Raw genomic sequence first — 20,384 nt, 5'->3', positions numbered from 1 at the left:
CCGCTCAGCCGTTGGTGAGGCTGTGCAGGACGAGTCGGACCTGGTGCTCGAGGAGGGCCTCCGGCTCGGGCGGGCCCTCGGGGCCGAACTGCCCGAACACCTCGAGGCTCACGGCTCCGACGAGGGTCGACCAGAGGTGCAGGGCGCGTGCGGTGACCGCCGCGCCGCCGGGGATCCCCGCCTCCTCCGCGACCGGGACCAGCCCGGCCGCGAGCGGGCGGCCGACGGCGAGGCCGTCGGTGACCGGGACGACGTCACCGCGCTCGACCCCCTCGGCGACGAGCCGGGCGAGGAGGAGGACGACCCGGGTTCCCGGCTCGGTGGTGAGCTCCGCGGGCGCCGTGTACCCGGGGACCGGGCTGCCGTAGAGCAGGGCGTACCGCGCCGGGTCGGCGACCGCCCACGACCGGAAGGCCAGGGCGGCGGTGACGACGCGCTGCTGCCAGCCCCTGCGGGCGGCGTCGGCCACCGCGAGGTCGACCGCGTCGGCGAGGTCGGTGTACGCGTCGACGACCAGGAGGGTGAGCAGCTCGTCGCGGTTGGCCACGTACCGGTACACCGCCGAGGAGACCATGCCGAGCTCACGGGTGACCGCGCGCAGCGACAACGAGCCCGCGCCCTCCTCCGCGAGGTGCCGACGGGCGATCTCGAGGATCCGGACGGTGACGTCCTGGCGGCGGTCGGCACGGGTGGGAGGCACGCGGCCATTCTCGCACAGGAACCGAGAGCACTGCTCTTGACATTCGCTCCCCTGTCACCCCACACTGGGAAACGAGAGCACCGCTCACACTTTGAGGAGACCACCGTGAACCAGGGCAACCGCGACGCCACCGATCCCACCCGCTACGTCCCGCCGGGTGGCCGGATGGACCGCTGGTCCCAGGTGGCGGTCCGCTGGCTCGCCGAGCGGGGCATCAGCGTCATGGGCTCGCGCGTCCTCGTCGTCCCGGGACGGCGCAGCGGCCTCCCGCGGCGCGTCGTCGTCAACCTCATGACCCTCGACGGCGAGCGCTACCTCGTCGCCCCGCGGGGGAACACCCAGTGGGTGCGCAACGCCCGGGCGGCCGGCGGCGGCGAGCTGGGCCTCGGGCGCCGGACCGAGCGGGTCGTCCTCACCGAGCTGCCGGTCGAGCAGCGCGCCCCGGTCCTGCGGGTCTACCTCGACCGCTGGGGCTGGGAGGTCGGCCGCTTCGTCGAGGGCCTGACGAAGGACTCCACCGACGCCGAGCTCGAGGCCGCCGCCCCCGGCTTCCCCGTCCTGCGGGTCACCCCCGCCTGACCGTCCTCTCCCCTGATGCCACGCCACCCCTCCACCCGTCGCGTGTGCTGAGGTGGTCGTGGGGGCAGCCACTCGAGCACACGCGACCGTCCCTTCGCGCCGCGTGTGCTGAGGTGGTCGTGGGGGCAGCCACTCGAGCACACGCGGCGGGAGAGCCGGGGTGCCTCGACCAGGTTGGCTAGGGTCGGGGCCGTGAGCGACGCACTGGTGCAGCGGCACGACGAGGACCGGATCGCGGTCATCACCCTCGACTCCCCGGGCAACCGCAACGCGCTGTCCCGACGGCTCGTCGCCGAGCTGGGCCAGGCGCTCGCCGAGGCCGGCGCCGACGAGTCCCTCCACGGCGTCCTGCTCCGCTCGTCGCACCCGGTCTTCTGCGCGGGGGCCGACCTCAAGGAGGCGGCGACCGTCGACATGGTCGAGGCGGCGCGCTCGATCATCGCGCTCCAGCGCTCGATCGCCGCCCTGCCGGTCCCCGTGGTCACCCGGCTCGACGGCCCGGTGCGCGCCGGCGGTCTCGGGCTCGTTGCGTCCTCGGACATCGTCGTGTGCCGCGACGACGTCACCTTCGCCCTCACCGAGGTGCGCCTGGGCCTGGCCGCGGCGGTCATCTCGATCCCGCTGCGGGCCCGGCTCAGCCCGCGTGCGGCGTCGGCCTGGTTCCTCACCGGGCGCCAGTTCGCCGCCGCCGAGGCCCTCGAGCACGGCCTGGTCACCGGTGTCGTCGACGAGGCGGGGATGGACGCCGCGGTCGCGGGCGTCCTCGACGACCTGCGGGCCGGTGCCCGTCAGGGCCTGGTCGAGGCCAAGCGCCTCCTCACCGCCGACCTCGTCGCCGACTTCGACGCCCGGGGCGACGAGATGGCGCGGCTGTCGGGCCTGCTGTTCCACAGCCAGGTCGCCCAGGAGCGGATGGCCGCGGCGATCCGGCGCTGACCTCCGTGCGCCCGGGGCGTCCCCGGCACGGGGAGTAGCCTCGGGGGGTGACCGAGCAGTCGCAGGAGCAGCCGGAGGGCGTCGAGCCCGCGGGGTCGCAGGCCGACGCGGACTTCGCCCACGACGACGCCCTCGTCGACGAGATGGACGAGGAGTCCTTCCCGGGCAGCGACCCGCCGTCGACGTGGGCCGGCCACGACCGGCCGGCCCCGGACGGAGGCTGACCTCAGCCGCGCAGCGTCTGCGAGGGCGACTGACCGAACTTGGCGCGGTAGTCGGCGGCGAACCGCCCCGTGTGGGTGAGGCCCCACCGCATCGCGACCTCGGTGACGCCCACCCTCGCCTCGGCGTGGACCAGGTCCTGGTGGGCGCGCTCGAGGCGCAGGTCGTGGAGGTACTGGAACGGGGTCATGCCCACGTACTCGCGAAAGCCCTGCTGGAGTCGCCGCACGCTGACGCCGGCCAGGGCAGCGAGGTCGCCGGGTGACCACGCCCTCGCCGGGTCCTCCTCCATCGCGGACATCGCCCGCCGGACGACCCGGGGACGCGTGCCCACCCGGGGCGCCTCGTCGTCGGGGGTCGCGGCGAGCAGCAGTCCGGCCACGAGCATCTCGCTCATCCGACGGCGCATCAGCGGATCCGCGTGCAGGCCCCCGGGCACCGAGGACGCCTGGTCGACGACCACCCGGACCCACGACACCCACTGGTGACCGGCCGGCGTCCGCAGGTCGAGCCGAGCAGGGAGGGGGACCACGCGCCGCGCCAGCACCCGCTCGTGCTCGCGGGCCATGAACTCCTCCTCGACCCGGAAGCCGAGCAGCGTGCAGGAGGAGTCCCAGGCGGGGAGCTGCATCGAGGTGTCCGGGGGGCAGATGGTGGCCCACTGCTCGTCGGAGACGACGGACCGGCCGGCGACGCGGTGCTCGAGGTGACCCGAGAGGGCGGTGTTGACGGCGAAGGCCCCCGGATGGTCGGTGGTGACGCGCACCGTGGCCCCGAGCGTCATCCGGGTGACACGGCAGGGCCCGAGGTCGACGACGCCCACCTCCGAGGTCCCCGCCGGTCCCCGCGAGAGGGCGCGCATGGCGTGCGGGAAGTACGCCTCGGCCACGGCGTCGTGGACGCCCTGCCAGTCCTCGAACGACGAGGCCGACGCCGGCGGACGGTGCATCGGGACCTCCTCGTCCCTCGATCCGGGCCATTCTCGCCGCCGGGTGACGACGACTCAACCCCCCTCGGGGTCCCCCCCGCCCTCGCACGCCCGTCCCCATCGGCTTCGCCCAGCGGACCGGGACGGCGCCGGCTGGATGGTGGTCGTCGCGGCCCGCGCCTAGCGTCCCGGCATCTCGACGACGAGGTGGAGGGAGGTTCCGGTGTCCGCCTCAGGCCAGGAAGTCGCCCACGAGGCGCGCGAAGTCCGCCGCGTGCTCGATCTGCACCCAGTGCCCGCACCGCCCGAAGACGTGCAGCTGCGAGGTGTCGATGAGCTCGAGGAGCCGCAGGGAGTTCGTGAGCGGGATGACCTGGTCGTCCCGGCCGTGGACGACCAGGGTCGGCACGGCGATGGCACGGATGAGCGCCTCGTCGACCGTCATGGCGTCGACGCTGCGCTGGCGCGGCGCCGGGAACATCGAGCTGAAGGCCTCGTGGATGCCGGGCCGGGTCGCGGCCTCGAGCCGGGAGCGGGCCAGGTCGTCGGTGAGCAGGGAGCGGTCGTGGGCGAAGACGCCCATCAGCTCGCGCATCGCCTCGAGCGAGGGCTCGAAGCCCCACACGGCGTCCAGCCCCGGCGTGATCTCGAAGGGGACCCCCACGCTGCCCATGAGGACGAGCTTCTCGACCCGCTCGGGCGCCCGGGTCGCCATGCTCAGCGCCAGCGCCCCGCCGAAGCTGTTGCCGACGAGGGCGACCTTCTCCAGCCCGAGGGCATCGAGGAAGCCGAGCAGGTGGGAGGTCCACGACTCCATCCCGTACCGCACGCCCTCGGGGCGCTCGGTGTAGCCGAAGCCGAGGATGTCGGGGGCGATGACGCGGTAGCGCGTCGCCAGCTCGGGGATGGTCAGGCGCCAGTTGGCGTAGGCGGTCACCCCGGGTCCGGACCCGTGGATGAGGACGACCGGCGGGCCCGAGCCCTCGTCGTGATAGTTCGTCGCGATGCCGCCGACGTCGACCGTCCTGGCGATCTCGGGGCTGGTCTGCGTGGTCACGGTGCTCAACGGACGGTCCTCCTGGGGTCGGGCTGCGGGGCATCGGGTGCCCCCGCCATGAACCCACGCGGGCACCGGTCCGCGCGGCGCCCGTTCCATCGTGAGGAACGACCGTGGTTCCCGACGGGTTGCCCGGCGACTCTCGGTGCAGGACGCGGCACCCGCCGCCCCACCACTGAACGCAAGGGAGCGCCAGTGCCGACCGTGACGATCCACCCGACGGGCGAGGTCATCCACCTCGAGCCCGAGGAGACCGTGCTCAGCGGTCTCTACCGGGCGGGGTTCGCCTACACGGTCGGCTGCCGGCGCGGCGGCTGTGCGATCTGCAAGGTCGACTGCCGGTCCGGCTCGTTCGCCTACCACCACCCCATCGCCGACACGGTGCTCAGCGCCGACGAGCGGGGGGACGGCACCTGCCTCACCTGCCGGGCCGTCCCCGAGGGCGACATCACCATCGAGCTGAGGGGCGAGGAAATCCGCCTCGTCAACCGCTTCCTCCACCAGATCAACGACAGGGCCCGGCAGCGCGCCGCGGCGCACGCCGCCGCGATCGACGCGTCCGGCACGACCCACAAGGAGCAGTCATGGGAGTCATGAGGTTGGGCTACGCCCACGTCCGCGTCACGGACCTGGCCGAGGCCAAGGACCACTACGCCAACACGATGGGGCTCTACGAGACCCTCGCCGAGGACAACAAGGTCTACTACAAGGCCTGGGACGAGTGGGACCACCACTCGGTCGTCCTCGAGGAGGGCGGCGTCGGCCTCGTCAAGTACGGCTGGAAGGTGCAGCACTCCAGCGACCTCGACGACATCGAGGCCAGGGCCAGGGCCTTCGGCGTCACCGTCGAGCGGATGAGCTGGGGCGAGAACCCCGAGATCGGTGACGGCATCCGGTTCACCACCCCCTCCGACCACGTCTTCGAGGTCTACCACGAGGCCACCCTCGTCGGCACCGAGGTCGGGACCCACAACCCCGACGCGTTCCCCCGCCACCTCGTGGGCGTCGGCGTGCCGGCCCTCGACCACTCGCTCATCACCGCCGAGGACCCGGGCCTGATGGACCGCTTCCTCAGCGACGTCTTCGGCTTCTACGCCAGCGAGCGGGTCCAGACGAGCCTCGACGCCGATGCCGACATCATTGCCACCTGGATGACGAACAGCACCCAGATCCACCAGCTCGCGGTGCTCTCGGGCCCCCAGGGCAAGCTGCACCACTTCGCGTTCCGGCTCAACGACTGGACCGAGGTCGGCCGCGCCGCGGACCTGTTCTCGATGGACGACGTCCCGATCGACGTCGGCCCGACCCGCCACGGCATCACCCGCGGGCAGACCGTCTACTTCTTCGACCCCTCGGGCAACCGCAACGAGGTGTTCTCGGGCGGCTACCTGTCCTACCCGGACCGACCGATGCACGTGTGGACCCCGGAGGCGCTCGGCAAGGGCGTGTTCTACCACTCGCGCGAGCTCAACGACGCCTTCACCTCGGTCCTCACCTGACCGACCACCCCGACCGGTGTCGGCGGCCCGTGCCGCCGACACCGCGTCGGACCCTGCCCGAGACACCGTCATCGCCGACGAGGAGACATCCCGTGCTGCTCCGTTCCGAGCTCGTCCTGACCTACGACGGCGCCCGTGTCGCCCTCGATGCCGCCCTCCGGCGTGCCGAGCGGGTCGGAGGGTCGTTCAACATCGCCGTCACCGACCGGGCCGGCGCCCTGCTCGCCTTCGCCCGGATGGACGGGTCGTTCGCGGCCTCCGGCGGCATCGCGCAGGACAAGGCCTGGACGGTGACGGCCTTCGGGGGCCTGCCGACCGACGGCCTCTACGACGCGATCTCCGCCGAGGACGCGGTCCGCGAGGGCATCGGCCAGCGCGGTCGCGTCGCGGCCTTCGGCGGTGGCGTCCCGATCACGGTCGGCGGCTCCTGGATCGGCGCCGTCGGCGTGTCGGGCGGGTCCGCAGCCCAGGACGAGGACGTCGCGTTGGCGGGGGCCGCGGCGGTCGTCGCCGCGATCACCGGGACGCCGACCGTCCCCGGCTCCCACCGCACCGTCATCGAGAGGACGCACCATGACGCCGTTCATGCAGCGAGTCGCTGAGCTCGTCGGCACCCCCGAGGGGGACGCCGCCGTGCTCGAGGCGCTCGCGCCCCAGCCCGTCACCCGCCTGAGCCGGCGGATCGCCACCGGGACCGGCGCCGACCGCCAGGTGATGATCCGCTCGCTCGCCGAGCAGCTCGTCAGCGAGGCCAACGCGATCCTCGGCCCGTCCGACGACCGCCTCGACCTCGTCGACGAGACCCTCCCCACCGAGCTCGCCTTCCGTGTCACCCACCGGGGCCGCGCCGCCCGGGTGTCGACGACCTTCGAGGACGGCACCGCCTACGGCCGCCTCGTCGGCGACGGCATCGCATCGGAGGAGCCCGTCGAGCTCGAGGACGTCGACGCGCTCCCCGACCTCCTGATCCGCCTGCTCGTCGAGTCCGGCGTCACCCACCGCGTCCCCTGACCCCCGTACGGCTCCAGGCCGAACCCCGTTCCGCCACCGACCGCAGCACCCGCCCCGAGGAGGCACCGTGCAGTACGAACTGCGAACCCAGGTCATCGAACCGCAGCGCAAGACCTTCACCCACCTCGTCAAGCGCTACGGAGACCGCCCCGCCTCGCGCTACGAGGAGGGGACGATCGACATCCAGGCCAAGGAGAACTTCCACTACCGACCGCTCTGGGACCCCGAGCACGAGCTCTACGACGCGACCCTCAGCGGGTTCCGCCTCACCGACCCCTACTCCTTCACCGACCCGCGGCAGTTCTACTACGCGCCGTACGTCGCGTCGCGGGCCGCCATGGCCGAGGCGATGGCCTCGACACTGGACTACCTGGACTCGCGCGACCTCCTCTCGCGCCTCCCGCAGGAGTGGTCCGCGCTCGTCGGCGAGCTCCTCGTCCCGCTGCGCCACTACGAGTCGGGCGCCCAGATGGTCCTGTGCGACGTCGCCCGGTTCGGGTTCGGCACGACGATCACCCAGTGCGCCGCGTACTCCGCGTTCGACCGGATCGGCAACGCGCAGTCGCTGAGCCGGCTCGGCATCGCCATCGGCGGCGGCACGGCCGAGCTGCTCGGTGACGCCAAGAACCGCTGGGTCGAGGACGAGGCCCTCCAGGGCCTGCGTCGCTTCGTCGAGGAGCTCTTCCTCGACAAGGACTGGGGGCGGGCCCTCGTCCGCCTCGACGTGACCGACCGGCTCGTCTACGCGCTGTTCCACACCCACCTCGACGACGCGGCCATCGAGTCCGGCGCCGGGTCGTACAGCCTCGTCGCCCAGCACTTCGCCACGTGGTTCACGGACCAGCGCAAGTGGGTCGACGCCCTCTACAAGGCCTGGGCCGCCGACCCCGAAACCGGGGCCACCAACGCCGCGCTCCTCGCGTCGACGACCCTCGAGGCGCTCGACGCGGCCCTGGTCGCGGTGCGGCCCGTGGCCCTGCGGGCCGACGAGCTCGTCGGGTCCGGGGCGGTCGGTGCCGTCGAGGCCACGGCCGACGCCCTCCGCGAGGCGGCGACCGCCGCCGCCACCGCCGCCGCCACCGCCGCCCCCGCGGTCTGACGGGAAGGAACCCACCATGAGCATCACCCCCGCCGCCACCCGCACCGTGGGCGTCGACATCCAGGAGAGCGAGGCGAACCGCTCCGTCGTCGAGGCCATCGAGGCCACGAACGCCGGCTGCACCGTCAAGCACATGCCGGGGCTCGTGCGGATCTCCGCACCCGGCCGTCTCGTCGTCACCCGTGAGGCGGTCGAGGAGCGGCTCGGTCGCGAGTGGGAGACCCACGAGTTCCAGCTCGCCATCGTGAGCTACTTCGGGCACATCAAGGAATGGGATGACGACGAGATCGTCATCGCCTGGGACCACTGAGAAAGGTTGCGAGACATGACGATCGCCCCCAAGGCCCCCCGCAAGCTGACCATGAAGCAGCGCTACGAGGCGCTGACCCGAGACCTCGACTGGGAGCCGAGCTACGTCGACAAGAGGGAGGTGTTCCCCCACACCGAGTTCGAGGGCATCAAGATCCACGACTGGAGCAGGTGGGAGGACCCCTTCCGGCTCACCGTCGACGCCTACGCGAAGTACCAGGCGGAGAAGGACAAGCGCCTCTACGCCGTGCTCGACGGGTTCGCCCAGAGCCAGGGACACCTCAGCCTCACCGACGCGTCCTACCTCAACGCGATGAAGCTCTTCCTCCAGGGCGTCACGCCGCTGGAGTACACGGCGCACCGCAACTTCGCCTACCTGGCGCGCCACCTCAACGGCCCCGGTCCGCGGTTCGCGGCCCTGTGTCAGTCGATCGACGAGATGCGCCACACGCAGACCGAGATCCACACGCTGAGCAACTACAACAAGTACTACGGCGGCTTCCACAACTACCTCGAGCAGCACGAACGCGTCTGGTACCTCTCGGTACCGAAGTCGTTCTTCGACGACGCCCTCTCCGCCGGCCCGTTCGAGTTCCTCATCGCCATCGGGTTCTCCTTCGAGTACCTCCTGACGAACCTCCTCTTCGTGCCCTTCATGTCCGGCGCGTCGTTCAACGGCGACCTGCCGACGATGACGTTCGGCTTCTCGGCCCAGTCCGACGAGTCGCGGCACATGACCCTGGGCCTCGAGGCGATCAAGTTCATCCTCGAGCAGGACGAGGGCAACGTCCCGATCGTCCAGGCGTGGATCGACAAGTGGTTCTGGCGCGGGTACCGGGTGACGGCGCTCGTCGCCCAGATGCTCGACTACATGCTCCCGCGCAAGGTGATGAGCTGGAAGGAGTCCTTCGAGCTCTACTTCGAGGAGCAGATGCTCGGCGGCCTCTTCGCCGACCTCGCCTTCTACGGCATCACGCCGCCGCGGCACGTCGACGACGCGATCGCCGAGAAGGAGACCCTGTCCCACCAGGTCTACTGGACCCTCTACCAGTTCTCGCACGCGGCGGCCTTCACCACCTCGGTCCCCGACGCGGACCACCAGCGGTGGCTCGCCGAGAACTACCCCGACACCTTCGAGCAGCACTACCAGCCGCTGTGGGCCAAGGAGGAGAAGAACATCGAGGCCGGCGGGCGGCACTTCTGGCGAGGGCTGCCTCAGCTCTGCCAGGTGTGCCAGGTGCCGATGCTCTTCACCGAGCCGGGCGACCCGACGACGATCTGCCAGCGCGACTCGGAGTACCGGGGCGAGAAGTTCCAGACCTGCTCCAACGGCTGCCAGTGGATCTTCGAGCGCGAGCCCGAGAAGTACGTCCAGGCCTGGCTGCCCGTCCACCAGATCTACCAGGGCAACTGCGGCGGGCCGACGCTGCCCGACGTCCTCCAGTGGTACGGCCTCGAGGAGGGCGACGGCGGCGAGTACAAGGGCTCGGTCGACGAGAACAACTGGAACACGTGGCACGACGACCACGCCCGCACCGCACCGAAGGAGGCGACCTCATGACCGTCAAGAGCATCGGGACCTACGACTTCCCCTCCCGCTCCCGCCAGGAGCTCTACGGGGACGACCAGCTGGTCCACCTGTGGTTCACCGACACCCTGTGGTTCGCCGCGGCCGCCTGCTTCCGGGCCCCGAGGGCGATGACGTGGGGCGACTTCTGGGCCGGCGTCGTCGTGCCGTTCGCGCAGGAGGACCCCGACTTCGACCCCGCCGCCCCGCGGGTCTGGACCCTGCACGGGCAGGAGTTCACCCCGCGCGACGACCAGACGCTCGCCGAGCTCGGTGTGGAGCACAAGGACGTCATCGGGACCCGTCTGGCCGCCTGACCGGCGTCCCTGCGAAGGAGAGACATGCAGACCTACACCGTCACCGTCGAGCCCCTCGGCCGCGAGATCGAGTGCCGCGAGGACCAGACCATCCTCGACGCCTGCCTGCGCAGCGGGGTCTGGCTCCCGCACAGCTGCACCCACGGCACCTGCGCCACGTGCAAGGCCGAGGTGCTCGACGGTGAGGTGGACCACGGGGCCGCCAGCTCCTTCGCGCTCATGGACTACGAGCGCGACGAGGGCAGGCTGCTCCCGTGCGTGGCCTGCCCGCGCTCCGACGTCGTCATCGAGGCCGACATCGACGTCGACGACTCCGCGGAGGTCTTCCCGGTCGAGGACTTCACCGGGACGGTCGTCGTGCTCGAGGAGATCGCGCTGCAGACCCGGCGGCTCGTCATCGAGCTCGACCGCGACATCGGCTTCAACGCCGGTCAGTACCTGAAGTTCCAGGTGCCGGCGCGCGACGGGCTGCCGGCGGTCGACCGCACCTGGTCGATCGCGTCGCCGCCCACCGAGACGCGGCGGCTGGAGTTCCACGTCCGCAACGTCGAGGGAGGCCGCGGCACCGACGGCTGGGTCTTCGGTGGCCTCATGCCGGGCGACACGGTGTCGGTGTCGGGCCCCTACGGGCGCTTCGTGCTCCGGACCGACGACGACCGGCACGCCATCCTCATCGGCGGCGGCACCGGGCTGGCCCCGCTGACGTCGATGCTGCGCCACGCCCTCGAGAACGACGCCTACGGCGGGCACCTCACGCTCTACCAGGGCGGCCGGTCGAGGGAGTGGCTCTACGACGTGGAGTACTTCCGCTCTCTCGCAGCGCAGTACCCCGACCGGTTCACCTACCGCCCGTGCCTGTCGGAGGAGACCGCTGACGACTGCGGCCTCGAGGCCGAGGGGTTCGGCTTCGGCCTGGTCACCGACGTCATCGCGGCCGACCACGCCACGCTCACGGGGTGCACGGGCTACCTCTGCGGGCCTCCGCCGATGGTCGACGCGGCGCTGAGGACCCTCATGGGCAAGCGCCTCTTCCCGCGCGACATCCACCGCGAGGACTTCTTCAACGAGGGCGACAAGGCCGCCGGCGGGGTCCGCTCCCCCCTCATCAAGCGCTGACGTGGTGGCGGGCGACGCGGTGGCGGGCGACGAGGGATGGTTCCCCGCCCCTCGACACCCCTCACCAGGGGCCACCACCCATCCCTCGTGACGAGCGACCACCCGCAGGGGGTGCCGAGGCCGCGATGGAGCGCGCTCGGCTCCGCTCGGCGTGCGTCAGAGGCCGGACTCGCGCAGGACGCGGCTCAGCGTGAAGGCCGCGGTCCGCACGGCCGGGCCGAGGGTGCCCGGGTCGATGGACCCGGTGGCCCCGGTGGCCGACAGGCCCGCTCGCACCTTGTGGTTCGCGCCGAACACCGGGGCCGCGACGCAAGAGACACCGAGGTGCGACTCCTCGAGGTCGAGCGCCATGCCCACGGTGCGGATCTTGCGCAGCTCCTGGGTGAGGGCGGCGGCCGTCGAGATGGTGCGCGGCGTCATCCGGGGCAGGCCGGCGTCGACCCGGGCCCGCACGACCGCGGTCGAGCTGTAGGCGAGGAGGACCTTCCCGACGCCGGTGGCGTGCGCCGGCAGCCGCCCGCCGGTGCGCGAGGCGAGGTCGAGCCCGCCGGTGCCGAGGATCTCGACGTAGACGACGTCGACCCCGTCGAGCACCGCGAGGTGGATCCGCTGGCGGGTCGCCTCGCGCAGGTCCTCCATGACGGGCAGGGCGGCCTCGGACAGGGTGCGGTGGACCGGGACCAGCTCGCCCCGCTCGAAGAACCACATGCCCAGGCGGTACCCGTCACCGCCGCGGCCGCCGTCGTCCTGCCGCTCGAGGACGCGCAGGGACACCAGCTCACCGGCGATCCGGTGCACCGTCGACTTGGCCAGGCCGGTGCGCCGGGACAGCTCGGCGAGGGTGAGCACGGGGCGACCGTCGTCGAACGCCTCGATGAGCGACGTGGCCCGGGCGAGCAGGCTCACGGGCGGGTCGTCCCGCACAGTGGAACGCATTCGTTGATCGAACCACGGCGCCCGGGGCACTGTCATCCCACATCCCCCGGGCAAAGGAGCCAGGACATGTCGATCGTCGCGCAGGAGCAGGTGTGGTGCAGCACCACCCCGAAGCGGAGCCAGGGCCACGATGCCGCCGGGCTGAAGTCGGTCGGCAGCGCCCTCGACGTCCTCGAGTGCTTCGCCACCGACGGCGACCTCGGCGTCTCCGACATCGCTCGCCGCCTCGGTGTCGCGAAGTCGACGGCCCACCGGCTGCTCCAGACCCTCGCGAGCCGCGGCTTCGTCGAGCAGCACGCCGACTCCGGGCAGTACCGCCTCGGCATCCACCTCTACGAGCTCGGTGAGCTGGCCCTGGCCCGCAACACCCTGCGCCACGTGGCCCTGCCGTTCCTGCGCCAGGTGGCGACGGCGACCGGGCTGACGACGAACCTCTCGGTCGTCGACGGCCCCGACGTCGTCTTCGTCGAGCGGATCGAGAACAGCGACGGCGTGCGGATGCTCGGGCACTTCGGGCGCCGCCTCCCGGCCCACACGACGAGCAGCGGCAAGGCCATCGCCGCCTTCGACCACGCCGCCGACCTCGCCCGCCGCCGGGCCGGGTTCCCGCCGCGGGTGAGCCACACGGTGCGCACCGAGGCCGACTGGGACCGCTGCCTGGAGCAGGTGCGCCGGGTGGGCTACGCGGCCTCCACGAGCGAGTCCTTCGACGGGGCCTCCTCCGTGGCGGTGCCCGTCATCGTCAACCGCACGGCCATCGCCGCCGTGTCGATCTTCGGTCCCACCGAGGTCATCGCGCCCCAGGTCGAGCGGCTCGTCCCCGTCCTGGTCGCCGCCAGCCGCCGGATCGCCAGGGCCCACTCGGGCTGACGCCCGCGCCGCCGGTCACCTCGTTCCCGGGAGCGGAACGGAGGCGGCGCGCGAGCCGCCGGCTCCGTACCGTCGAGGTGTCGACGTGGTCCCCGCCCGACGCCCAACCCGAAGCACCACCCCGTCGCAGCCCCCGAGGAAGGACACCCAGCGTGGACGACGCCACCCGCACCGCGGTCGCCGAGCAGCTGCTCGGGGCCTACGAGTCCCGGGAGCCGATCGAGCCGCTGACGGCGACCCACGAGGGCATGACCCTCGAGGACGCCTACGCGATCCAGCTCCTCCAGGTCGAGCGCCGACGGACGCAGGGCCGCGTCGTGCGGGGGCACAAGGTCGGCCTGACGAGCGTGGCGATGCAGCGCCTCCTCCAGGTGACCGAGCCCGACTACGGCCACCTCCTCGACGACTTCTTCCACCTCGAGCACGCGCCGATCCCGGTCGACGCCTTCATCGCCCCGCGGATCGAGCCCGAGGTCGCCTTCGTCCTCAAGCGCCCGCTGAAGGGCCCCGGGGTCACCGTCCACGAGGCCCTGCGGGCCGTCGACTTCGTCCTGCCGGCCCTCGAGATCGTCGACAGCCGCATCCGTGACTGGAGGATCGGCCTGCTCGACACCATCGCCGACAACGCGAGCAGTGGTGCCGTCGTCCTCGGGTCGACCCCCACCGACGTCGGCGCGGTCGACCTCCGCCTCGTCGGGGCGACCTTCCACCGCAACGGCCAGGTCGTCGGCACCGGGGCCGGGGGCGCCGTCCTCGGTTCCCCGGTCAACTCGCTCGTCTGGCTCGCCAACACCGTCGGCGCCCGCGGCATCACCCTCGAGGAGGGCGACGTCGTCCTCCCCGGTGCGGTCTGCGCCATGGTCCCGGTCGCTGCCGGCGACACCGTCACCGCCACGTTCGCCGGCCTCGGCAGCGTCACCGCCCGGTTCGCCTGAACCCCCGACCTCTCCGAACGCACGAGGAGCGCCATGTCCACCCCGACCCGGACCACGGGCACCGCCGCCATCGTCGGCCCCGGCAACATCGGCACCGACCTGATGTTCAAGCTGATGCGCCGCAGCGACGTCCTCGACCCGCGCTGGATGGTCGGCGTCGACCCGGCCTCCGACGGCCTGCGCCGCGCCCGGTCGCTCGGCCTCCAGGCCAGCCACGAGGGCGTCGACTGGCTCCTCGCCCAGGACGAGCTGCCCGACATCGTCTTCGAGTGCACGTCGGCCAAGGCCCACGCGGCGAACGCCCCCCGCTACGCCGAGGCGGGCATCCTGGCCGTCGACCTCACCCCCGCCGCGGTCGGCCCCTACCTCTGCCCCCCGGTCAACCTCGACTTCAGCCTCGACGCGACCAACGTCAACATGATCACCTGCGGGGGCCAGGCGACGACGCCGATGGTCAAGGCGGTCTCCTCGGTGGTGCGGGTGCCCTACGCCGAGATCGTCGCCTCGATCTCGAGCCGGTCGGCCGGACCCGGGACGCGCGCGAACATCGACGAGTTCACCGAGACGACCTCCGAGGCCCTCGAGGTCGTCGGCGGCGCCGAGCGGGGCAAGGCGATCATCATCCTCAACCCCGTCGAGCCGCCGCTCATGATGCGCAACTCGGTCTTCTGCGCGATCCCGGCCGAGGCCGGCGAGCCGGGCGAGCTCCAGGACCGCATCCTCGCCTCGATCCACGAGATGGTCGCCCGCGTCCAGGACTACGTGCCCGGCTACAGCCTGCGCGCCGATCCCCAGTTCGACCCGGCCCGCGACCTCTGGCAGGGCATGGCCCGCGTCTTCGTGCCGATCGAGGTCAAGGGTCGCGGCGACTACCTGCCCGACTACGCCGGCAACCTCGACATCATCACCGCGGCCGCGGCCCGGGTCGGCGACCTCCTCGTCGCCCACCGGCTCGGGGTCGCCACGAGCTGGAAGTCCTCGAGCGACCTCGGCGACGTCCCCGACCGCCTCGTCGGCGCCTCCTCGCAGGACTCCGACCCGCAGACCGCAGGAGTGTGACGCCATGGGCGACATGACCATCCGTCCCGAGGACGCCCCCACCGTCACCGCCGAGGTGACCGAGTCCGAGGTCCTCGCGAACACCCCCGGCGCCGGCGGCCCGCGCGACCTGCGGATCACCGACTCCACGCTGCGCGACGGCTCGCACGCGATGCAGCACCAGTTCACCGAGGAGCAGGTCCGCGGGGTCGTCCACGCGCTCGACGCGGCGGGAGTCGAGGTCATCGAGGTCTCGCACGGCGACGGCCTGGGCGGCTCGAGCTTCAACTACGGCTTCTCCAAGGTCGACGAGATGCAGCTCATCGCGGCGGCGGTCGACGAGGCCACGCGGGCGAGGATCGCGGTCCTCATGCTCCCGGGCCTCGGCACGGTCCACGACCTGAGGAGGGCGCACGCCGCCGGCGCGTCGGTGGCGCGCATCGCCACCCACTGCACCGAGGCGGACGTCTCCCTGCAGCACTTCGCGGCGGCCCGTTCGCTGGGGATGGAGACCGTCGGCTTCCTCATGCTCAGCCACAAGGCCGCGCCCGCGACGCTCGCCGCGCAGGCCCGGATCATGGTCGACGCCGGAGCCCAGTGCGTCTACGTCGTCGACTCCGCCGGCGCTCTCGTCCTCTCCGACGCCCAGGAGCGGATCCAGGCCGTCATCGACGAGGTCGGGCCGGAGGCCCAGGTCGGCTTCCACGGCCACCAGAACCTCAGCCTCGGCATCGCCAACTCGGTCCTCGCCTACCAGGCCGGCGCCCAGCAGGTCGACGGTGCCCTGTGCGCCCTGGGGGCCGGCGCGGGCAACAGCCCCACCGAGGTGCTCGCCGCGACCTTCGAGCGGATGGGGATCCGCACCGGCATCGACCTCGGCGAGGTCCTCTCGGCGGCCGAGGACGTCGTGCGCCCGTTCATCCCGCGCCTGCCGTGGATGGACCGCGCCTCGATCACCCAGGGCTACGCGGGGGTCTACAGCTCCTTCCTCCTCCACGCGGAGCGGGCGTCGGAGCGCTACGGCGTCCCGGCGCACGAGATCCTCCAGAAGGTCGGCGAGTACGGGTACGTCGGCGGCCAGGAGGACATGATCATCGACATCGCGCTGCAGCTCGCCGAGGAGCGCGACCGCAGCACCCTCCTCGTCGAGCACGGGGACCTGGCCGGGATCGGGGTCCGCTGATGACGACCTCCGCCGCGGGTCCCGGAGCCGCCCCGGCCGGTGGCTGGGACGTCGAGTCCGTCGCCGCCGAGCTGCTGGCCTGCGAGGACGAGCGCCGCGAGCGCGAGCCGTTCACCGATGAGTGGCCCGGGCTCGACCTCGACACCGGCTACGAGGTCCAGGACCGCAACCTCGCCGCGCGACTGGCCCGCGGCGAGAAGCTCGTCGGCGTCAAGCTCGGGCTGACGAGCCGGGCCAAGCAGCAGCGGATGGGCGTGCACTTCCCGTTCGTCGCGTGGCTCACCGACGCGATGATCCTGCCCGTCGGCGACCCCGTGCCGCAGTCCCGCCTCATCCACCCGCGCATCGAGCCCGAGCTCGTCTTCGTCATGGGCGAGCGGCTCGAGGGCCCCGGGGTCACCTGCGCCCAGGCGATGGCCGCGGTCGAGTCCGTCTGGGGCGGGGCGGAGGTCATCGACAGCCGCTACAAGGACTTCCGTTTCACGGCCGGCGACGTCGCGGCCGACAACGCCTCGTCGGGTGCGTTCGTCACCGGTCCGATCGGCCTGCCGCCGAGCGAGCTCGACCTCGCGCTCGAGGCCGTGCTCGTCGAGGTCGGCGGCGAGGTCGTCGACTCGGCGACCGGCGCCGCCGTCCAGGGGCACCCCGGCGAGGCGCTCGCCCTCGCGGCCAACGACCTCGCCCGCCGCGGGCACGCCATCGAGGCCGGCTGGGTCGTCCTCACCGGGGGGATGACCGACGCGGTCTTCGCGCCCCCGGGGTCGAGCACGGCGCTGCACTTCACCCACCTCGGCTCGGTCTTCGTCAACGGCGGGGAGGGCTGAGGACGTGCCGCTCATCGAGGTGACGATGGTCCAGGGCCGCACGCCCGAGCAGGTGCGCGCCCTGATCTCCGCCCTGACCCGGGCCGCGGCCGACACGGTCGAGGCGCCCGTCGAGAGCATCCGGGTCGTCGTGCGCGAGGTCCCCCCCACCCACTGGGCCGCCGGCGACGTCACCATCGCCGAGCGCCGCGCGGGCGCCACCGGATCCGCGGGCGCCACCGGATCCCAGGGCGCCACCGGCGCCACCGGACACACCGGGTCCACGACGACCGACGTGGGTCCCGACCCCGCACCCCCCGGAAGGGCGACATCATGAGCGACCTGATGTTCTTCGGCCACGTCATCGACGGCGAGGAGGTCGAGTCCCTCGACGGCGCCCGGTTCGACGTCGTCAACCCGTGGACGCAGGAGGTGTTCGCGCAGGCCGCCGAGGCCGGCGAGGCCGACGCCGCCCGCGCCGTCGAGAGCTCGCGCCGGGCGTTCGACGAGGGCCCGTGGCCGCGGCTGGGGCGCGCCGAGCGGGCTGCCGCCATCCACCGCCTCGCCGACCTCATGGAGGAGCGCGCCGACGACCTGGCGACGCTCGACTCGACGAACATGGGCAAGCCGTTCGAGCAGGCCAGGCACGACGTCGCCCGCTCGGTCTGGAACTTCCGCTTCTTCGCCGACCACCAGCGCGACCACGTCGGCGAGGTCTACCCGATGGACTCGGGGCACCACTCCTACAGCGAGTTCGGGCCCGCCGGGGTCGTCGCGGCCATCTCGCCGTGGAACTTCCCGCTGATGATGGCGACGTGGAAGATCGCTCCCGCGATCGCCTGGGGCAACACGTGCATCATCAAGCCGAGCGAGGACACCCCCGCGTCGGTGACGCTCCTCGGCCGCCTCGCCATCGAGGCCGGCTTCCCGCCCGGCGTGCTCAACGTCCTCAACGGGCACGGAGCGCCCGCGGGCTCGGCGCTGACGGCCGACGACCGGGTCGACCGGGTGACCTTCACCGGCTCGTCCGGGACGGGCAAGGCGGTCATGGCCTCGGCCTCCGCCCACCTCGCGCCGGTCTCCCTCGAGCTCGGTGGCAAGGGCGCCAACCTCGTCTTCGACGACGCCGACCTCGACAACGCCGTCCACTGGGCGGTCGAGGCGATCTTCCGCAACTCCGGCCAGATCTGCCTCGCCGGCTCGCGCCTGTTCGTCCAGTCCGGCGTCCACGACGAGTTCATGGACCGTTTCGTGGCTGCGGCCGAGGCGCTCACCATCGGCGACCCGTTCGACCCCGCGACCAGGTTCTCTGTGCTCGCGAGCAAGCGGCACTTCGAGAAGGTGCGCGGCTACGTCGAGGGCGTCGACGAGGAGGGCGGCAAGATCCTCACCGGCGGGGTCGACGAGGACGGCTCCTGGCTGGTGCGGCCGACGATCATCACCGACCTGCCGCTCACCGCGCCGCAGTACCGCGAGGAGATCTTCGGCCCGGTCTGCGTCGTCAACCGCTTCGAGACCGAGGAGGAGGTCCTCGCCCTCGCGAACGACACCCGCTACGGGCTCAACGCCATGCTCTTCACCGAGAACCTCTCGCGGGCGCACCGGGTCGCCTCGCGGCTGCGGGCCGGCACGGTCTGGGTCAACTGCTTCTTCATCCGCGACCTGCGCACCCCCTTCGGCGGCGTCGGCGACTCGGGCGTCGGGCGCGAGGGTGGCAACTTCTCGCGCGAGTTCTTCACCGAGCCCAAGGCCGTCGTCATGCAGGTCGACCGCGGCTGACCGGGCGAGGGCTCCTCCGGTCGCGGGTGTCGGTGGCCGGAGGCAGGGTGGTGCCATGAGGAAGCAGCCCGCCCCGCACCAGTGCTCGATCGTCCCGCCGTACCTCCTCGAGGCGCTCGCGGCGTCCGACGACCCGGCCGTCGCGGCGTGGGCGCGGGCGACCCTCGTCGCCGACGACGACCTGCGCCGCAGCCGCCGCACCGCCGAGCTGCGCCCGCCGAGCGCGGCGTCGTCGCCCACCCCGGCCCCGCGGATGGAGCGCGGCACGGCCGAGGCCCCGCAGCGCGCCGTCCACGACGCGAGGGGCGAGACGACCCTCCCCGGCGACCTCGTCCGGGCCGAGGGGTCCCCGGCCACCGACGACCGGGAGGTCACCGAGGCCTACGACGGCCTCGGCGCCACGTGGGACCTGTGGCAGGAGGTCTACGGGCGCAACTCGCTCGACGGCAAGGGCCTGCCCCTCGTCGCGACCGTCCACTACGGCCAGCAGTACGACAACGCCTTCTGGGACGGCACCCAGATGGTCTTCGGCGACGGCGACGGCGTCATCTTCGCGCCGTTCACCCGCAGCCTCGACGTCATCGGGCACGAGCTCGCCCACGGCGTCACGCAGTACACCTCCGGCCTGAACTACCAGGACCAGTCCGGCGCCCTCAACGAGTCGGTGTCCGACGTGTTCGGCGTCCTCGTCAAGCAGCGCCGGCTCGGCCAGAGCGCCGACGAGGCCGACTGGCTCGTCGGCGCCGAGCTGCTCGCCGACGACGTCAAGGGCGTCGCGCTGCGCTCGATGGCCGCCCCCGGCACCGCCTACGACGACCCGCGGCTCGGCACGGACCCGCAGCCGGCCCACCTGCGCGACTACGTCGAGACCACCGACGACAACGGCGGCGTCCACATCAACTCTGGCATCCCCAACAAGGCCTTCCACACCCTGGCCACGACCCTCGGTGGCAACGCGTGGGAGGTCGCGGGACAGGTCTGGGTCGACACCATCACCGGCGACATCTCCGCCGACTGCGACTTCGCCACCTTCGCCGCCCTCACGGTCGCGGCGGCCGCCGCCCGACACGGCGACGGCTCCGAGGTGACGGCGGCCGTGCGGGCTGCGTGGGAGTCGGTCGGCGTGACCCCCGGTTCCACGGCGCCGCGGTCCCCGGGTGGCAGCGACGGCGGTAACGCCGAGGCGCCGTCCACGCCCGCCCCGTCCACGGCGGTCAGCGTCCGGCGCACCGGGGGGTTCGCCGGCCGCACCATCGAGCGCACCGTCACCCTCGAGGAGCTGCCCAACGGCGACACCCGGGCCTGGCAGTCGCTCCTCGCCGACGACCGCCTCACCGCCATCGCCCGTGAGGCGGCCGCGACCCGCCGGATGCCCGATGCCTTCTGCTACGGCGTGCGCTGCGAGACCCCGCCGCTCGACGTCGAGCTCCCCGAGCCACAGCTGAGCGACGACGTCCGCGGCCTCTTCGAGCGCACCCTGTCCCCCGGCGAGGGCTGAGC

At 72.5% G+C, this 20,384-nt stretch carries 24 protein-coding genes; 20 read left to right on the top strand and 4 right to left on the bottom strand.

Translation table 11 applies throughout. The features are described 5' to 3' along the window. Window positions 1-4: 4 nt before the first annotated feature. Entirely contained in the window at window positions 5-700 is a 696-nt protein-coding gene (locus ACFWN3_RS10630; RefSeq protein WP_377639364.1) for a TetR/AcrR family transcriptional regulator, read from the bottom strand. A gap of 105 nt (window positions 701-805) precedes the next feature. Between ACFWN3_RS10630 and ACFWN3_RS10625 the strand changes: the two genes are divergently transcribed. The 3 genes from ACFWN3_RS10625 (at window position 806) to ACFWN3_RS10615 (ending at window position 2,439) form a co-directional block, all read left to right on the top strand. Beyond that, window positions 806-1,279 carry a nitroreductase gene (locus ACFWN3_RS10625; RefSeq protein WP_377639362.1) on the top strand — a complete coding sequence of 158 codons (474 nt, stop codon included), beginning with the start codon at window positions 806-808 and terminating at the stop codon, window positions 1,277-1,279. A 192-nt stretch (window positions 1,280-1,471) separates the two neighbouring features. Then, complete coding sequence (locus ACFWN3_RS10620; RefSeq protein ID WP_377639360.1) at window positions 1,472-2,215, top strand: enoyl-CoA hydratase-related protein; 744 nt, start codon at window positions 1,472-1,474, stop codon at window positions 2,213-2,215. Between the two features lie 47 nt (window positions 2,216-2,262). After that, entirely contained in the window at window positions 2,263-2,439 is a 177-nt protein-coding gene (locus ACFWN3_RS10615) for a hypothetical protein (protein ID WP_377639358.1), read from the top strand. Window positions 2,440-2,441: 2 nt separating this feature from the next. Here the strand turns inward: ACFWN3_RS10615 and ACFWN3_RS10610 are convergent, their stop codons facing one another. Both ACFWN3_RS10610 and ACFWN3_RS10605 read right to left on the bottom strand, forming a co-directional pair. After that, window positions 2,442-3,386, bottom strand: coding sequence for an AraC family transcriptional regulator (locus ACFWN3_RS10610; RefSeq protein WP_377639356.1), 945 nt, complete (start codon window positions 3,384-3,386; stop codon window positions 2,442-2,444). Window positions 3,387-3,597: 211 nt separating this feature from the next. Beyond that, complete coding sequence (locus ACFWN3_RS10605) at window positions 3,598-4,422, bottom strand: alpha/beta fold hydrolase (RefSeq protein ID WP_377645581.1); 825 nt, start codon at window positions 4,420-4,422, stop codon at window positions 3,598-3,600. Between the two features lie 195 nt (window positions 4,423-4,617). Between ACFWN3_RS10605 and ACFWN3_RS10600 the strand changes: the two genes are divergently transcribed. The 9 genes from ACFWN3_RS10600 (at window position 4,618) to ACFWN3_RS10560 (ending at window position 11,340) form a co-directional block, all read left to right on the top strand. After that, window positions 4,618-5,019 carry a 2Fe-2S iron-sulfur cluster-binding protein gene (locus tag ACFWN3_RS10600; RefSeq protein ID WP_377639354.1) on the top strand — a complete coding sequence of 134 codons (402 nt, stop codon included), beginning with the start codon at window positions 4,618-4,620 and terminating at the stop codon, window positions 5,017-5,019. Then, on the top strand, window positions 5,007-5,921 hold the full coding sequence (locus ACFWN3_RS10595) for a catechol 2,3-dioxygenase (RefSeq protein ID WP_377639352.1): 915 nt from the start codon (window positions 5,007-5,009) through the stop codon (window positions 5,919-5,921). The genes ACFWN3_RS10600 and ACFWN3_RS10595 overlap by 13 nt, the downstream gene beginning before the upstream one ends. 92 nt (window positions 5,922-6,013) lie before the next feature. Then, on the top strand, window positions 6,014-6,523 hold the full coding sequence (locus ACFWN3_RS10590) for a heme-binding protein (RefSeq protein ID WP_377639350.1): 510 nt from the start codon (window positions 6,014-6,016) through the stop codon (window positions 6,521-6,523). Further along, window positions 6,507-6,932, top strand: coding sequence for a hypothetical protein (locus ACFWN3_RS10585; protein ID WP_377639348.1), 426 nt, complete (start codon window positions 6,507-6,509; stop codon window positions 6,930-6,932). Before ACFWN3_RS10590 ends, ACFWN3_RS10585 begins: the two co-directional genes overlap by 17 nt. 67 nt (window positions 6,933-6,999) lie before the next feature. Further along, window positions 7,000-8,031 (top strand): phenol hydroxylase, encoded by a 1,032-nt coding sequence (locus ACFWN3_RS10580; protein WP_377639346.1) that lies wholly within the window; start codon window positions 7,000-7,002, stop codon window positions 8,029-8,031. Between the two features lie 16 nt (window positions 8,032-8,047). Further along, complete coding sequence (locus ACFWN3_RS10575) at window positions 8,048-8,341, top strand: MmoB/DmpM family protein (RefSeq protein WP_377639344.1); 294 nt, start codon at window positions 8,048-8,050, stop codon at window positions 8,339-8,341. A gap of 15 nt (window positions 8,342-8,356) precedes the next feature. Next, window positions 8,357-9,901, top strand: coding sequence for a YHS domain-containing protein (locus tag ACFWN3_RS10570; protein ID WP_377639342.1), 1,545 nt, complete (start codon window positions 8,357-8,359; stop codon window positions 9,899-9,901). Beyond that, window positions 9,898-10,224, top strand: coding sequence for a phenol hydroxylase subunit P4 (locus ACFWN3_RS10565; protein ID WP_377639340.1), 327 nt, complete (start codon window positions 9,898-9,900; stop codon window positions 10,222-10,224). Before ACFWN3_RS10570 ends, ACFWN3_RS10565 begins: the two co-directional genes overlap by 4 nt. A 24-nt stretch (window positions 10,225-10,248) precedes the next feature. Continuing rightward, window positions 10,249-11,340: an NADH:ubiquinone reductase (Na(+)-transporting) subunit F gene (locus tag ACFWN3_RS10560; protein ID WP_377639338.1), complete on the top strand. Its 1,092-nt coding sequence runs from the start codon at window positions 10,249-10,251 to the stop codon at window positions 11,338-11,340. Window positions 11,341-11,496: 156 nt separating this feature from the next. On the opposite strand, the gene ACFWN3_RS10555 is transcribed toward ACFWN3_RS10560, so the two are convergent. Further along, entirely contained in the window at window positions 11,497-12,246 is a 750-nt protein-coding gene (locus tag ACFWN3_RS10555) for an IclR family transcriptional regulator (protein WP_377639336.1), read from the bottom strand. Window positions 12,247-12,342: 96 nt separating this feature from the next. On the opposite strand from ACFWN3_RS10555, the gene ACFWN3_RS10550 reads away from it, so the two are divergent. The 8 genes from ACFWN3_RS10550 (at window position 12,343) to ACFWN3_RS10515 (ending at window position 20,382) form a co-directional block, all read left to right on the top strand. Beyond that, window positions 12,343-13,146, top strand: coding sequence for an IclR family transcriptional regulator (locus ACFWN3_RS10550; RefSeq protein WP_377639334.1), 804 nt, complete (start codon window positions 12,343-12,345; stop codon window positions 13,144-13,146). 152 nt (window positions 13,147-13,298) lie between these two features. Continuing rightward, on the top strand, window positions 13,299-14,081 hold the full coding sequence (locus ACFWN3_RS10545) for a 2-keto-4-pentenoate hydratase (protein WP_377639332.1): 783 nt from the start codon (window positions 13,299-13,301) through the stop codon (window positions 14,079-14,081). A gap of 33 nt (window positions 14,082-14,114) precedes the next feature. Continuing rightward, window positions 14,115-15,140, top strand: a complete 1,026-nt coding sequence (locus ACFWN3_RS10540) for an acetaldehyde dehydrogenase (acetylating) (RefSeq protein ID WP_377639330.1) — start codon at window positions 14,115-14,117, stop codon at window positions 15,138-15,140. Between the two features lie 4 nt (window positions 15,141-15,144). Next, on the top strand, window positions 15,145-16,302 hold the full coding sequence (dmpG, locus tag ACFWN3_RS10535) for a 4-hydroxy-2-oxovalerate aldolase (RefSeq protein WP_377639328.1): 1,158 nt from the start codon (window positions 15,145-15,147) through the stop codon (window positions 16,300-16,302). After that, a complete protein-coding gene (locus tag ACFWN3_RS10530) occupies window positions 16,302-17,126 on the top strand; it encodes a 2-keto-4-pentenoate hydratase (protein WP_377639326.1) in 825 nt (274 codons plus the stop codon). The genes dmpG and ACFWN3_RS10530 overlap by 1 nt, the downstream gene beginning before the upstream one ends. A gap of 4 nt (window positions 17,127-17,130) precedes the next feature. After that, complete coding sequence (locus tag ACFWN3_RS10525) at window positions 17,131-17,442, top strand: 4-oxalocrotonate tautomerase family protein (RefSeq protein ID WP_377639324.1); 312 nt, start codon at window positions 17,131-17,133, stop codon at window positions 17,440-17,442. Next, window positions 17,439-18,884, top strand: coding sequence for an aldehyde dehydrogenase (locus tag ACFWN3_RS10520; protein WP_377639322.1), 1,446 nt, complete (start codon window positions 17,439-17,441; stop codon window positions 18,882-18,884). The genes ACFWN3_RS10525 and ACFWN3_RS10520 overlap by 4 nt, the downstream gene beginning before the upstream one ends. 55 nt (window positions 18,885-18,939) lie before the next feature. Further along, window positions 18,940-20,382 (top strand): protealysin inhibitor emfourin, encoded by a 1,443-nt coding sequence (locus tag ACFWN3_RS10515; protein ID WP_377639320.1) that lies wholly within the window; start codon window positions 18,940-18,942, stop codon window positions 20,380-20,382. The last annotated feature ends 2 nt before the right edge of the window (window positions 20,383-20,384 follow it).

Source organism: Oryzobacter terrae, from assembly GCF_042756445.1.
Lineage (GTDB): Bacteria > Actinomycetota > Actinomycetes > Actinomycetales > Dermatophilaceae > Oryzobacter > Oryzobacter terrae.
Note: the sequence above shows the minus strand (reverse complement) of the source record. Positions and strands in the feature narration are given on the sequence as shown.

Coding starts and splice junctions, on each gene's coding strand:
- ACFWN3_RS10610 (WP_377639356.1), bottom strand. CDS start 3,386: ATGCACCGTCCGCCGGCGTCGGCCTCGTCGTTCGAGGACTGGCAGGGC.
- ACFWN3_RS10595 (WP_377639352.1), top strand. CDS start 5,007: ATGGGAGTCATGAGGTTGGGCTACGCCCACGTCCGCGTCACGGACCTG.
- ACFWN3_RS10585 (WP_377639348.1), top strand. CDS start 6,507: ATGCAGCGAGTCGCTGAGCTCGTCGGCACCCCCGAGGGGGACGCCGCC.
- ACFWN3_RS10575 (WP_377639344.1), top strand. CDS start 8,048: ATGAGCATCACCCCCGCCGCCACCCGCACCGTGGGCGTCGACATCCAG.
- ACFWN3_RS10570 (WP_377639342.1), top strand. CDS start 8,357: ATGACGATCGCCCCCAAGGCCCCCCGCAAGCTGACCATGAAGCAGCGC.
- ACFWN3_RS10565 (WP_377639340.1), top strand. CDS start 9,898: ATGACCGTCAAGAGCATCGGGACCTACGACTTCCCCTCCCGCTCCCGC.
- ACFWN3_RS10560 (WP_377639338.1), top strand. CDS start 10,249: ATGCAGACCTACACCGTCACCGTCGAGCCCCTCGGCCGCGAGATCGAG.
- ACFWN3_RS10550 (WP_377639334.1), top strand. CDS start 12,343: ATGTCGATCGTCGCGCAGGAGCAGGTGTGGTGCAGCACCACCCCGAAG.
- ACFWN3_RS10540 (WP_377639330.1), top strand. CDS start 14,115: ATGTCCACCCCGACCCGGACCACGGGCACCGCCGCCATCGTCGGCCCC.
- dmpG (WP_377639328.1), top strand. CDS start 15,145: ATGGGCGACATGACCATCCGTCCCGAGGACGCCCCCACCGTCACCGCC.
- ACFWN3_RS10530 (WP_377639326.1), top strand. CDS start 16,302: ATGACGACCTCCGCCGCGGGTCCCGGAGCCGCCCCGGCCGGTGGCTGG.
- ACFWN3_RS10520 (WP_377639322.1), top strand. CDS start 17,439: ATGAGCGACCTGATGTTCTTCGGCCACGTCATCGACGGCGAGGAGGTC.
- ACFWN3_RS10515 (WP_377639320.1), top strand. CDS start 18,940: ATGAGGAAGCAGCCCGCCCCGCACCAGTGCTCGATCGTCCCGCCGTAC.